Below are 13791 nucleotides of genomic sequence, written 5' to 3' on the forward strand. Positions count from 1 at the left end.
GATGAACCTGATCGGTGATCACCGTGGCGAACTTCACCACTTTGTACAGGTTGTCATTGGCGTCGCGCACCGGGTTGTAGGTGGCCTCAAGCCATACATCACGGCCGTGACTGTCGATGCGCTGAAAGCGTGCCGCGACAAACTCACCCGCATTTAAACGCTGCCAGAAGGCCTGGTATTCGGCACTGTTCTGTTCTTGCGGGGTGCAGAACATGCGGTGATGTTTGCCCTGGATCTGCCCCAGGGTATACCCCATGCCGGAGAGAAAACGCTCATTGGCGGTCAGCACTTCGCCCTTGAGGTTGAACTCGATCACGGCGGTAGAACGCATCAGCGCACTCATCAGGTTTTCATGGTCGCGGGAAGTTTCGATGGTGCGCGTCAGGTCACTGGAGAAAATCGAAATGCGCAGCACCCGTCCGCTGGAGTCCAGAATCGGCTGCATGATCGAGCGCAGCCACGCTTCCTGGCCATTGCCGCGCAGCAAGCGCACGGTGCCACTGTAATGTTCATTGCGCTTCATGGCGCTCTTGAAACGAAGGCTGTGTTCGTCGTTTTTCAGGTGCGCGGGCACCAGTTCATCAATATGCAGACCCAGCAACGCAGTACCGGTGTAGTGCATCTGTTGGGTGAAGTTATGGTTGGCTGTCTCGATGCGCCCATCCGCGCCCAGAGACAGCACCAGCATTTCGCTGTCCAGGCTCTCCCGAACCTGCTGCAGGCTGGATATTTCTTCGCGAAGAGCCGACAGCTCTTGCTTCAAGCGTGTGTTGAACATGGGGTACCCGGAGCAATGAAAGAATGCGTGCAACAGAATCGGCTTTAGGCGAATTTTCTGGAGCGCCGAAAACGACCGTTCATCCAAAACCGAGGCCACTGAATAACCCTGCACATTCATGGCCACACGCAGCGGGCCATCGGAATTGCTCCCGCTTTGATTTACTGTGCTCGGGTCATCCCATAACCATAAGAAAACCGAGGTACATTTCATGGCCGCCGAGATTACAGACAGCCGCTCTGCCCGCTTTGCCCTGCGCTGCTCGAACTTTGCCGAGCGCTGGTTTCCCGATTCGTGGGTGTTCGCCGCTGTTGCGGTAATAACCGTGGCATTGGCCACGATGCTGATGGGCGCCAAACCCACCGATGCCGCCATGGCATTTGGTGACGGCTTCTGGAGCCTGATCCCGTTCACCATGCAAATGGCCTTCGTGGTGATTGGCGGCTATGTGGTGGCCAGCTCGCCGCCCGCCGTCAAATTGATCGACAAACTGGCCCGGGTACCGAAAAACGGCCGCCAGGCGGTGTGCTGGGTAGCGTTGATTTCAATGGTCGCGTCATTGCTCAACTGGGGGCTGTCGCTGGTGTTTGGCGGCTTACTGGTACGGGCACTGGCCCGGCGCACCAACCTGCGCATGGACTATCGCGCCGCCGGCGCTGCGGCCTACCTGGGGCTGGGCGCGGTGTGGGCACTGGGGTTGTCGTCTTCGGCTGCACAGTTGCAAGCCAACCCCGCCAGCCTGCCGCCGTCGATTCTGGCGATTACCGGGGTTATCCCCTTCACTGAAACCATCTTTCTCTGGCAGTCCGGGGTGTTGCTGGCGGCGCTGGTAGTGGTGTCGTTGATTGTCGCCTACGCCACCGCACCCGGCGCTGAATCGGCCCGCGACGCAGCTGCATGCGGTATCGACCCGAGCTTCAGCTCACCGAAGCTCCCCCCGCGCACACGCCCCGGTGAGTGGCTGGAATACAGCCCGCTGCTGACCATTTTGCTGGTGCTGCTGGCTGCTGGCTGGTTGTTCCATGAGTTTTCGACCAAACCGGCGATCAGCGCCATCTCCGGGCTCAACACTTACAATTTTCTGTTCCTGATGCTCGGTGCCCTGCTGCACTGGCGCCCGCGCAGTTTTCTCAATGCCGTGACCAGCGCCGTGCCCACCACCACCGGGGTGATGATCCAGTTTCCGCTGTATGGTTCGATTGCCGCATTGATGACGGTGGTCAAGGGCACCGACGGGCAAACACTGGCCCACCATATTTCGACGTTTTTCGTGCAGATCGCGTCCCATGACACTTATGCATTATTGATGGGCGTGTATTCGGCGATTCTGGGCTTTTTTATCCCGTCGGGTGGCGGCAAGTGGATTATCGAAGCGCCGTACGTGATGCAGGTGGCCAATGATCTGGGCTATCACCTGGGTTGGGCTGTGCAGATCTACAACGCCGCCGAGGCGCTGCCCAATCTGATCAATCCGTTTTACATGCTGCCGCTGCTGGGCGTACTGGGTTTGAAGGCGCGGGACTTGATCGGCTTCTCGTTTGTACAACTGTTGGTGCACACGCCGCTGGTGCTGTTTTTGCTGTGGGCATTGGGGACGACGCTGGTGTATACCGCGCCGGTGATGCCGTAAGCGAACTCGTAACTAAATGTGGGAGCGGGCTTGCTCGCGATTCAGGCGGCGCGGTAAAGCAGGAAAACCGCGTCGATACCATCGCGAGCAAGCCCGCTCCCACAGGTTATGCATGCAACTTTATACTGCGCCCACCGGCCGCAAACGATACTGCGGCGGCAACTGGTCAAGGCCGCTGATGGTGGTGTTCAGGCTTTTCCAGCGACCGTCCTTGATCCCGTAGATGCAGCCATGCACCGACAGCTTCTGCCCGCGGTGCCAGGCATTTTGCACAATATTGGTATGCCCGACGTTCGCCACCTGCTGGATCACGTTCAATTCGCAGAGGCGGTCAACCCGCTCTTCCTCGGTGGGTAACAGCGCCAGCGCTTCACGATTCTCGTAATACAGGTCACGAATCGAACGCAGCCAGCCATCGATCAGCCCCATCTGCTGGTCCTTCATCGATGCGCGTACACCGCCACAGCCATAGTGGCCGGTCACCAGAATATGTTTGACCTTCAAAACGTCGACCGCGTACTGGATCACCGACAGGCAATTCAAGTCAGTGTGCAACACGACATTGGCCACGTTGCGGTGCACAAAAAGATCGCCGGGCAACATGCCGACAATTTCGTTGGCCGGCACCCGCGCATCCGAACAACCAATCCACAGGTATTCCGGTGTTTGCTGGCGGGCCAGCTTGGCGAAGAAGTCGGGATCTTCCTGCTTGATCGCATCGGCCCAACGCTCATTGTTATCAATCAGATCTTGTAGTTCGTTCATGCTGTGGAGCCTCAAGAGTTGATGCGCTGTTCTGACAGCCGACCAGCGGTCGGGGTCACTTGCCCCATGACATTCCGGCGGTCAGTTGGGTGGAATCTTCAGCAATGGCTACAGTCATCGTATTAAAGCACCCAGAGTATGAGGAATTACCATGACTGATTCACGTCGCCCCTACGGGGCACCACAACCCGCACCTATCGACGATATCGAGGACGCCATGGGTTCGGTGGAGCCGCTGGATTTTGATGATGACGATACCTATGAGCCCGTCAGCGACTTGTTTGTCGACGATACAGGCTCCAGGCACAGAGCCGCGCTGGATGACGAACTGGATCTGGGCCTCAACGACGACGACCTGGAGCAGGAGATGCTGATCCGCGAGGACGGCGCCCGCGATGCCAAGGAGGCTGCCCAGGGCCCGGACGGTGCCGCTGACTGGGATCTGAGCCTGGTTGATGAAGACGAAATCGGCGCCGGCAAAGGGCTGGATGAAGCCGAACTGGCGGAAATTGACCCGGTGGGACGCAAGCGTTGAAAGGTAAACCCTGTGGGAGCGGGCTTGCTCGCGATCGGATCAACACGGTTTACCTGATAAACCGCAGCGCCAGCATCGCCAGCAAGCCCGCTCCCACATAACGACTTTTCGCCGTCAGTCGACCAGCGTGCAGGCCATCACCACCGCATCTTCACGCCCACCCACAGCCGGGTAGTAGTCACGGCGACGGCCGATTTCATTGAAGCCATAACGCTCATACAACTTGAACGCCGCGGTATTGCTGTCGCGCAGCTCAAGGAAGCATTCGCGCGCCTCATGCTGATAGGCAATCGACATCAAGTGCTCAAGCAGCTTGAGCCCCAGGCCACGGCCCTGGCTCTCGGGCTTGACGGTAATATTGAGCAGATGGGCCTCGTCGAGGATGATCTGCACCACGCCATGCCCTACCTGCTGCTCACCTTCAAACATCAGCCAGATATGGTACTTGCCCAGGCCGTCGAGAAATATGCCGCGGGTCCAGGGGTGACTGAAAGCGGCGTATTCAATTTTCAATACCGCATCAAGGTCCGCCTCGGTCATCGGGCGAAAAGTTACCGCATCACTCATCGTTCTGTTTCCAGCGCGCCATCAGCCGGCGCATGGCTTGCCACACATGCGCTTTGCGTTGTGGCTCATCCATTAAGAGTTCCAGGCCCGGCAACGCCCATGCGCTGCCCAACCCTTCAATTTGCAGTTCAGTGTTGAACGCCTCGGCATCGGCCTCACCGGCAAAGCGCACCGCAGGCAGCCCGATCAGCCACAAACAGGCACATTCGGCCTCTTCCAGGCGGGCCATAAGAAAGCCCTGCACAAACTCACGCGCAGCCTCGGGCCCTTGATCGACATTGCCACGCCGCAGCAACGGCCAGCGCACCGGCTCGCCAATGATTTGCGGGCTGTCGGGCAAGCCGGCAGCGCGCAACATGTCCTTTAACAATAAATAGGCCGGGTCGCGGCTCTGGAATGCACCGCCTGTGGGTAACTCCACCAGCACCAGGCAACGTCCGGCCCGCAGTAACTGCAGGGCAAAACGCGGCGGTGGCAGTTGCACGACCTTGGCCGGTACAGGTGCCAACTCGGCTTCGACCACCGGTTTGCTGACCGGGCGACTGACCGAAGGCCGGGGCACTTCGATTTTTGGCCGCTCGACAGGTTTGCCCGGTGCAACCGCCGCCTTGACCGCAGGCCTTGTGATCACAGGCTCCGCGGGCGGCTCGGGGAGCACCAGCAGTTCTGGCCGCGAAGGGGCGGCAAACGGCAGTTCAGTGCGCGGCAACCAGCTGACCACTTGCATGGCAGTCAAGAAAGCGCGGCGGCGGGACTCATTCAACAAGGGTCGGCCATCTGTGGATTACTAAAGTGTGGGGATTCTACCGCCCTTCTGCCCTTCCCGCCCGCAGTTGATCTGCCAAGTGATGACTCGACAGCACGTTGCAGTACAATCGCGGCCTTTACTTGCCAATTGACCGGCCCTCCCATGATCGAACCCAAGCGCGTTTTACGTGCCCTCGCCGAGCACTGGGCACTCCTTGAGCCTTTGTGTGAACACTTCGACCAAGGCACCCTGAGCCTGAACGAATTACGCCTGCAACTGGCCGTTCATCAGATGGACAGCACGCCGCAAGACATCACCGCCGTGCTCGATGCCTGGATTCGTCTGGACATTCTGGTGCCGGTCGCCAAAAGCCCGAACCGTTTCGAGCTAAACGCCCAGATTCACGACTTTCTGGCTTATTTGCGCCACGAGCACCGCCTTGGCCTGTGCCTGGAAATCGAAGCCTACCTGCGCCATCTGGAGCGGCTGGCAGGTTATATCCAGGATGCCTTCGACATTCGAGACGGCCATGACCTGGCACGCCAACTGCGTTTACTCGATATGCGGGTACGCGATGTATTGAAAAAACTCGCCAACGATGAACAGGCGCTGGTGGCCGTAGCCGAACGGGCCAAGACCAGCGACCGGCAAATTCCGTTGCGTCAGCGCTATGCCGAAGTGCTGGCAACCTGGGATGAATACGTCGAACCCATGATTCAGCTGGTCAACGCCGACGGCGCTTTCGAGCAAGGCGTACGCAAGGTCGAAGTGGTGCTGCTGCGCATGCTCAGCGAACAGCAACGCCTCGGCCACTTGGTAGACGACGACATGCTGCTGCGCACCCATGCGCGCATCCTTGAGATGCAAACCAGCGCCCAGATGACCCTGCGCCATGCCCGTGAGTTGCTACTGCCGCTGCGTGAAGAAGCCCGCCGGCATAATGCCGTGACCCGTGGTGCCGCGCTGGCACTGGCAGCCATCCGCCGCAAAGGCCTGGACGCAGTGCCGCAAGCAGCCATGCCGATGTTCACCCGCCCGCAAAGCACCTTTTTGGGGAGCGCCAGTCAGGTTGAGGCTTATGTCTATGCCCTGGCCCGCTTCGAAGCCAAACCGGCGAAATTTCCCAAGGCGCATAAGGTCCACCGCGGCGAAACGCCCAAGGCCCCGCGCACGGTCAAGGAAATGCTCGACCGCTGCAGCGATGCGCTACCGATGCCGGACTTGATGTGCTGGCTGCTGGCACAAGAGCCAGACGGCGACACCGATGAGCTGCTGTACTGGTTCTCACGCCTGTCCCGTGAAAAACGCTTCGTGCGCGAACGCCTGGAGCGCCGCGATTACCACACCCACGAACATTTGGTCAGCCTGCGCTCCTTCGCTCTGCTTTCTCACAGCGAAGATGCGACCCAGACTACTGCGAGCTCTCTGCATGCATCTTGATCTTTCTGAACTGTCCCAGCTGGCACCGATTTTTCGTGAGCTGTTCAAGGGTTATCACGTCAGCCGCCGCGACCCGGAGCTGTACGCGCAACTGTCGAACTTCCAGGATCAATACCGCGCCCTGTTTAAAGCCCTGGGCTTTGAACTGGTGTGTGATACCCGCGGCTTCTATTACTTTGTGCCCGACACTGCCACTGCGCAGGTCAACAAGACCGCACAGCGCCTGGCGCTATTCACGTTTATCATCGTCGAGCATCTGGCCGATCAGGGCCGCGATCCGATTGCCGTGCTCGACGGTGGCAGCCTGGGCCGCGACGAGTTGCCTGCGCTGCTGGAAAAATACCGCGACCTGTTTGTGCAGGCTGAAGTCACCAGCCAGGACGAACTGGAAGAAAAGATCATGCGCCGCATGACCCAGCTCGGTTTTGCCAGTGAAGAACCCGGCATCTATCGCTTTCTGCCACCGATGCACCGTTTTCTCGATGTGTGCCTGTCGGTGCAACAAGACCGCGACCTGGCCGCCAGCCTGCACAGCATCCTGCCTTTGCCCACGCCGGTGCTGGCCGATGACGACAGTGATGACGAGGCCGCATTGGCCCGCGCCATTGCCGACGAACAACAGGAGATGGACGCATGAGCCAGGAACGCTACGGCATTCGCCGCTTTGCCCTGTTGAACACCGCCGGTTACAGCCTGGGGCTGTTCCCGCTGGAACACCCGCTGTCGGTCTACGGGGCGAACAACCTCGGCAAATCGGCATCAATCAACGCCTTGCAGTTCCCGATTCTGGCGCGCATGTCCGACATGAGCTTCGGCAAATACAGCCTTGAGCAGTCGCGACGCTTCTACTTTGCCTCGGACACCAGTTACATCCTGGTCGAAGTGTCCCTGCCCCACGGCCCCCATGTGATCGGTGTTGTCGGTCGCGGCCCGGGGGGCGGCTTCGGTCACCAGTTTTTTGCCTACGCGGGCAAACTGGACCTGGCCCACTACCAGAAAGACGACACCTGCCTGCGACAGAAAGAGCTGTTCAACAACCTGGAGCGTAATGGCCTCAAAGCCTACGAACTCAAGCCTGATGAACTTCGGCGTCTGCTGGTGGGCGGCCATACGTCGATCCCCCTGGACCTGACCCTGATCCCGCTGCGCTCCACCAGCGAGCAGAGCCTGAAGACCTTCCGCGCGCTGTTTATCAACCTGCTACATATGCGCGAAATCACTGCGGCCAAGCTCAAGCAACTGTTCCTCGATGCGTTCGAACACAGCCTGCGTTCGGGCAGCGTTGATTACATTGCCGCGTGCGAAGAAGCTTTCCGTGATGTACGACGCATGGAGCAGGACTACAACGCACTGGTCGGCGCCGGGCCGTTGGTCGAGGCATTGGCCGCAGGTGTGCGCCAGCGCGACCTGCTGCGTGGCAAGCTGCACCGCCTGTCACCGCTGCTCGATTCCTTGCTCGGTACCTGGCAGGACTACGCCGGGGCCCGCAAGGAAGAGCTGCTGATCCAGTCCGAGCACTACCGCAACGAACAGGACGCCCTGCAAAACAACCAGCGCAGCAGCACTCAGGAGTTGATGCGTCTTGAGCGGGAAATTTCCGGTATCCAGCGCTGGCTCGGCGAGTTGTCAGTGCTCAAACATCGTTTCGCCCTGGTCGACGACGTAAAGGTGCTTGAGCAGCAATTGCTGAGCGCCAAAGACGCCCACGACGAACTGGCGGGGGCGCTGGCGCAGTCGCGTCAGTTCAGTGCCGAGGATCTGGACGAGCGACTGCGCGATCTGGAAAAGCGCCTCAAGTCGGTCAAGCAGCAGCTCGATCACGCCGACAACAACAGCTATGCCCGCTTGCGCGAAGAGTTTTCGCAGCAGGATGTGGAACGCCTGATGCGCCTGTTCAACAGTGCCCTGTTCAGCCTGCCCCTGGGTGAGCACGGGATTGCGCTGGATGACAGCGATGCCTGGGTCAAATCGCTGGAGCTGATCCTCGATGGCTTTAAAGGCGAGCGTTTTGAAGCCCCGGGCCTGTCCATCGACTTGAGCCATATCGAGCCCCCTGCCCTGCAGGCACTGGCGGACCGCGCGGCTTTGCGCGAGCAGAAAGAGCGTCTGGAAAAAGAGCTCAAGCAACTCAAGACCCAGCAGGCCGTGACCTCTGACCGCGCCGCAAGCAAGAGCGAAGCCGAGTCCCTGTATCAGCAGGTGCTGGATGCGCAAAAGGCGCTGGAAGATTTCCGCCGCAGCCAGACGCTCAGTGCAGAAGAAGGCGAAAAACTCGAGCAACTGGCTCAGGCCGAAGCTGCGCAGGACGAGTTGAAACGCTCCAGCGATGCCTTCACCGAGCGCGTCCAGCAGTTGTCGGCCAAGTTGCAACTGGTCGGTCGCCAGATCGGTGACATGGAAGCCAAACAGCGCACCCTGGATGACAGCTTGCGTCGACGCCAACTGCTGCCCGCCGACTTGCCGTTCGGTACGCCATTTATGGATCCGGTCGACGATTCGATGGACAACCTGCTGCCGTTGCTCAACGACTATCAGGACAGCTGGCAGGGCTTGTTGCGTTGCGACGGCCAGATCGAGGCGCTGTACGCTCAGGTACGCCTCAAGGGTGTGGCCAAGTTCGACAGTGAAGACGATATGGAGCGGCGCCTGCAGTTACTGATCAACGCCTACGCCCACCGCACCGAAGAAGCCCTGACCCTGGGCAAGGCGCGCCGGGCCGCAGTCACCGATATCGCCCGCACGCTGCGCAATATCCGCAGCGACTACGACAGCCTCGAGCATCAACTGGCATTGTTCAACCGCGAAATCAACAAGCGTCAGGTGTCCAACCTCAAAAGCTTCCGTATCGTGCTGGCCCCCAACAAGGAGGCGCTCAAACATATCGATCAGATTATCCACAGCGCCAGCCAGTACGAAGAAGGCGAGACACTGTCGGTGTTTGACCTCAGCCAGAGCACCGAACAAGACAACAAGAACGAAGAGGCCAAGGAGTATCTGGCGCGCCTGGTGGCAGCCAACCATAACCAGTTGGGGCTCAAGGACTTGTTCGAGCTGGCGTTCGAGATCACCAAGCTCAATGGCCAGCCGGTGATCCACACGGATATCGATGGCGCGGCGTCCAACGGTACGACCATGACGATCAAGGCGCTGACCAACATGTATTTGTTGCTGCACTTGATGGACCGCGATCAGGCCGGGCGTATTCGCTTGCCGTACTACCTGGACGAAGCTGCCGACATTGACGAGAAAAACCAGACAGCTCTGCTGGAGACCAGTTTGCAGCTGGGCTTTGTACCGATTCTGGCCAGTGTGAAGCCGCAGGTCTGCGCCCATGTGGCCATCGACCTGGAAGGCGGCAGCGGCCCTAACGGGATCTATATCGATGAAGACGACTGGAAGTACATTCGTCGCCATGACGAGGTGAAACCTGATGCGTTGACGGCGGTGGAAGAACGCGAACTGGATGAAGTCTGAGACTGAACCCCGTACATAAAAAAACCGCGATCATTGATCGCGGTTTTTTTTGCAGCTTATTTGCCTAACGGGATCTTCGGTGCCCACTGCAGCCATTCGTCTTCGAACTTGTCAAAGAGCGGGAAGGTTTGCTCAGGGCGAGCCTGGGTGCCCAGCTTGTCGCCGTCCGGTGTGGCGAAGGCAATGCCACCCTGCACCAGGGTTTCCAGGGATTCAGTGCGAATCGTTGCTCCTTTGAACAAACCGAAGTCGACACCAAAACCGCTCGTATTCCAGAAGCGGCTACCGCTATGCACCAACGGCGCGTAACGCGGCTCGATCAGGATATGTACCAGCACCCGGTCGGCACTGTTGCCCAACTCATACCCCGTGACTTTACCCACGGTGACTTCACGGTAGGTGACAGGCACGCCCTCCTTGAGCGAACCACGACGGGCAGCGCTCAATACCAGGCTCAATCCGGCCTGGGAAACGGCGGCATCCGGCGCTTGCTCCAGGGCTACAAAACTGGTCTGGCGCCCCAGTTGTTTGCTCGCCGGTTGCACCTCGAGGTACTGGCCGGTGACCAGGGTTTCGAGGTTGGCCGTTTTCATCAAACCAAGCTCCGGCTTGACCACCCAGAATTGGCTGCCAACCCGCGCAATCCGCTCAGGCACTTCGGTGATGCGTGCCTTGAGCAGAACCGATTGCAGGTCCTCGCTCAGGTCAATGCTTTCGATCTTGCCAACATCCAGCCCCTTGAAGCGAATCGGCGTACCCTCGCGCAGGCCATCGGCACGCGGCACCTTGATCGTAACGGCGACTCCCTGCTGCATGGCTGCGTCACGGTCAGTAAACAGACGGAAACGCGGGATACGTTTTTGCAGCGGCGCCTTGGCTTCCGGCGTTTCAAAAGCAATCCCGCCGGCCATCAGACTTTGCAGGGATTCGCTTTTAACCTGGATACCGCCGGTCAAACCGCCGGTCAACGTGATGCCGCTGGCATTCCAGAAACGGGTCGAAGCATTGACCAGATTCTCGTATTCCTTCTCGATATGGACACCGATCACCAACTGCTTTTTGGTGCGGGAGAACTGATAGCTCTGCACCGAACCGACCTTGACCTGCTTGTAGAGGATCGGGCTGCCGACATCCAGCGAGCCCAGGTTCTCGGTAAAGAGCACCATATGCAGGCCCGGTGAGCGCAGATCCAGCGGCGGAGCCTTTGGCCGGGCGACGAATTCGCGTTCGGGGGTGCTGCCCTTGTCACCCGGGCGAATGGCAATGTAGTTGCCTTTGACCAGCGCCTCCAGCCCGGTAATGCCGGCCAGGGAGATGGACGGCTTGACCACCCAGAACTGGGTGCCCTGCACCAGGTAATCTTCTGCCAACGGGTCCAGAGTCAGCTCGGCACTGGCGCTGGTCAGATCAGGGTCCACCTTGAGACCCTTGAGGCTACCGACCTGGATGCCTTTGTACATGACCGGCGTACGACCGGCCTGCAGGCCCTCGAAGTCGCTGAGTTTGACTTTGACCTTGATCCCCGCCTGCGCGGCATCGAAGTCTTCATAAAGACGGAACGGCAGGCTCGAATCGGTGGGCGGGCTGTCTTTGCGGTTCTCTGGAGTGGCGAAGGCAATACCACCGGCCACAATACTGGCCAGAGATTCGCTGCGCAGTTTCACACCCGACAGGTTGGCGTCGATGCTGATACCGCTGGCATTCCAGAAGCGCGTATGTTTGCGCACCAGATTGGCGTAGGTCGGCTCGATAAAGACTTTGATTTCAACAGTGCTTTGGTCTTCGGAAAGCACATAGCTTTTGATCTGCCCTACCTGGATCTGCTTGTAGAACACCGGGCTGCCACGGTTCAACGAACCGAGACGCTCAGCTTTAAGCGTCAGGTGCAGACCTGGTTTGGCATCAGACAAGGGCGGTTCTTGTGACAGCGCCTTGAACTTGCGTGCAGGCTCGCCATCGGCGGGACTGACCGCAATATAGTTGCCGGACACCAGCGTTTCGAGCCCGGTGATACCGGCCAGAGTGACACTGGGTTTGACCAGCCAGAAACGGGTATTGGTTTTCAGGTATTGCTCAACGTCCTTGTCCATTTCGACGGTAGCAATCACCCCTTTGCTGGGGCCAGACTCGTCGAGGGCGAGGGTTTTCACCTTGCCCACGGGCATGCCTTTGTAGACCACCTCGGTCTTGTTGGCGACGATGCCTTCGCCGCTCTCGAAACGCACCTGAATATCGATGCCGGTTTCGCTGTAGGCGCGCCACCCCAGCCAGCCACCGATAACCAGGGCAATAAGCGGAAGGATCCAGATCGCCGACCAGTTGGAAGCCGGGCGGGTTTTAGCGGTAGGCAAGTCACTCATGGTCGTCGTCCGACTCCGTGTTGTCCCAAATCAGTCGGGGATCAAAAGTTACAGCTGCAAGCATCGTTAGCACCACCACACTGGCAAATGCCACTGCGCCAAGATTGGCTTCGATGCTGGCTATGCGTCCAAAATTCACCACGGCCACCAAAATGGCAATGACGAAAATATCCAGCATTGACCAACGGCCAATGAACTCGATAAATCGGTACATGATGATACGTTGCCGGGCAGAAAGAGGCTGATGGCGTTGTACCGAAAACAACAGCAAGGCGATGCCGACCAGCTTGAAGGTGGGCACCAGAATACTTGCCACAAACACCACGGCAGCAATCGGGATCATGCCGTGCTGTACCAGCTCGATGACACCCGCCATGATCGTACTCGGCGAGCCCTGGCCCAATGAGTTGACTGTCATGATCGGCAGCAGGTTGGCCGGGATATAGAGAATGGCCGACGTCAGCAGCAATGCCCAGGTGCGCATCAAACTGTCGGGGCGACGCGCGTGAACCAGAGCACCGCAGCGAGTACAGGTTTGCTCGTCGGTTTCGGGGTCTTGCCTGTTCAGTTCGTGGCATTCGCCACAGATCAAGATACCCGCATCAATCGCCCGCATGAGCATCCTCCCCGGATAACGCCTGCCAGATCTGGTGAGGTGACATCACCACTTCCAGCCAGACCTGTACCAGCAACAGGCTGACAAAACAGACCAGGCCCAGGCCAAGACTCAGCTCAGCCAGATCGGACAGTTTTACGATGGCCACCAGCACGCCCATGAAGTACACCTCAAGCATGCCCCAATCACGCAGATGGTGATAAATGCGGTAAATCAGCAAACCGTAGCTGCGCCCGATATTCCAGCGAATGCTCAGCAACACAGCAAGCTGGCAGAGCAACTTGAGCAGCGGGATGCCCATGCTGCACAGGAACACCACCGCCGCGATGCCTTGCATGCCGGTGTTGTACAAACCGAGCACACCACTCCAGACCGTGTCTTGCGACGCCTGGCCCAGTAGATTGAGCTGCATGATGGGTAAAAAGTTCGCAGGTATGTAGAGCAGCAAAGCAGCAATCACAAGCGCAAGGCTGCGTTCAACCACCTTGTACCTATGAGCGTAGAGTTCATAGCCGCAGCGCGGGCATTGGGCTTTCTCACCGAGGGCGAGATGCGGCTTGCGCATCAGTAGATCGCACTCATGACAGGCCACCAACTCGTCCAGCGGTAATTCTGACACCCTGCGGGGGTCAACCGGATCTGGCATATAGGGAGTCTCAGGCTCAGAAAATGACTGGGCCTATTCTAGTGCGCGGGCTACAAAATAACTGTGCCTATTTGCAGGACTTTAGCTGCAGGCGATCTGAAGAACGATACGCTCAGGCGGGTCATAACTTTTTTCGCCACAAAAACAAACCCCCTGTCTGCGTGAGCAGACAGGGGGTTTGGAATTTAATCTTGACGATGACCTACTCTCACATGGGGAAACCCCACACTAC

The 13791-nt window shown here is 58.7% G+C and carries 11 protein-coding genes and 1 pseudogene; 5 read left to right on the top strand and 7 right to left on the bottom strand.

Features of this window, described 5'->3' with window-relative positions:
* Position 1 precedes the first annotated feature (1 nt).
* Positions 2–991 (bottom strand): annotated as a pseudogene (locus tag FHL07_RS24035) (PAS domain-containing protein); the annotation flags it as partial.
* On the opposite strand from FHL07_RS24035, the gene FHL07_RS14125 reads away from it, so the two are divergent.
* The gene (locus tag FHL07_RS14125) at positions 990–2408 is read left to right on the top strand and encodes a short-chain fatty acid transporter (protein ID WP_095003210.1); all 1419 of its coding nucleotides are present in this window, start codon (positions 990–992) and stop codon (positions 2406–2408) included. The pseudogene FHL07_RS24035 and the gene FHL07_RS14125 overlap by 2 nt on opposite strands.
* A gap of 120 nt (positions 2409–2528) precedes the next feature.
* Here the strand turns inward: FHL07_RS14125 and can are convergent, their stop codons facing one another.
* Positions 2529–3173, bottom strand: coding sequence for a carbonate dehydratase (gene can, locus FHL07_RS14130; protein ID WP_095003211.1), 645 nt, complete (start codon positions 3171–3173; stop codon positions 2529–2531).
* Between the two features lie 151 nt (positions 3174–3324).
* Between can and FHL07_RS14135 the strand changes: the two genes are divergently transcribed.
* Positions 3325–3708: a serine kinase/phosphatase gene (locus FHL07_RS14135; protein ID WP_169916771.1), complete on the top strand. Its 384-nt coding sequence runs from the start codon at positions 3325–3327 to the stop codon at positions 3706–3708.
* Between the two features lie 114 nt (positions 3709–3822).
* Here FHL07_RS14135 and rimI read toward each other — a convergent pair whose 3' ends face one another.
* Positions 3823–4275: a ribosomal protein S18-alanine N-acetyltransferase gene (gene rimI, locus FHL07_RS14140; protein WP_016781701.1), complete on the bottom strand. Its 453-nt coding sequence runs from the start codon at positions 4273–4275 to the stop codon at positions 3823–3825.
* A complete protein-coding gene (locus FHL07_RS14145; protein WP_095003212.1) occupies positions 4268–5041 on the bottom strand; it encodes an energy transducer TonB in 774 nt (257 codons plus the stop codon). The genes rimI and FHL07_RS14145 overlap by 8 nt, the downstream gene beginning before the upstream one ends.
* 144 nt (positions 5042–5185) lie before the next feature.
* Here FHL07_RS14145 and mksB point away from each other — a divergent pair, with 144 nt between their 5' ends.
* Genes mksB through mksF form a run of 3 tightly spaced genes read left to right on the top strand, consistent with a single transcriptional unit; the run spans position 5186 to position 9937 of the window.
* Positions 5186–6463, top strand: coding sequence for an Mks condensin complex protein MksB (gene mksB / locus FHL07_RS14150; protein ID WP_095019681.1), 1278 nt, complete (start codon positions 5186–5188; stop codon positions 6461–6463).
* The gene (gene mksE / locus FHL07_RS14155; protein ID WP_095003214.1) at positions 6453–7100 is read left to right on the top strand and encodes an Mks condensin complex protein MksE; all 648 of its coding nucleotides are present in this window, start codon (positions 6453–6455) and stop codon (positions 7098–7100) included. The genes mksB and mksE overlap by 11 nt, the downstream gene beginning before the upstream one ends.
* Positions 7097–9937, top strand: coding sequence for an Mks condensin complex protein MksF (mksF, locus tag FHL07_RS14160; RefSeq protein WP_095019682.1), 2841 nt, complete (start codon positions 7097–7099; stop codon positions 9935–9937). The genes mksE and mksF overlap by 4 nt, the downstream gene beginning before the upstream one ends.
* A 56-nt stretch (positions 9938–9993) precedes the next feature.
* Here mksF and FHL07_RS14165 read toward each other — a convergent pair whose 3' ends face one another.
* The 3 genes from FHL07_RS14165 to FHL07_RS14175 are packed head-to-tail and all read right to left on the bottom strand — an operon-like array spanning position 9994 to position 13559.
* Positions 9994–12297, bottom strand: coding sequence for a PqiB family protein (locus tag FHL07_RS14165; protein WP_095019683.1), 2304 nt, complete (start codon positions 12295–12297; stop codon positions 9994–9996).
* A complete protein-coding gene (locus FHL07_RS14170) occupies positions 12290–12913 on the bottom strand; it encodes a paraquat-inducible protein A (RefSeq protein ID WP_095003217.1) in 624 nt (207 codons plus the stop codon). Before FHL07_RS14170 ends, FHL07_RS14165 begins: the two co-directional genes overlap by 8 nt.
* The gene (locus FHL07_RS14175) at positions 12900–13559 is read right to left on the bottom strand and encodes a paraquat-inducible protein A (protein WP_095021242.1); all 660 of its coding nucleotides are present in this window, start codon (positions 13557–13559) and stop codon (positions 12900–12902) included. Before FHL07_RS14175 ends, FHL07_RS14170 begins: the two co-directional genes overlap by 14 nt.
* Positions 13560–13791: the final 232 nt, after the last annotated feature.

Source organism: Pseudomonas sp. FSL W7-0098, from assembly GCF_005930585.1.
Taxonomy (GTDB): domain Bacteria; phylum Pseudomonadota; class Gammaproteobacteria; order Pseudomonadales; family Pseudomonadaceae; genus Aquipseudomonas; species Aquipseudomonas bubulae.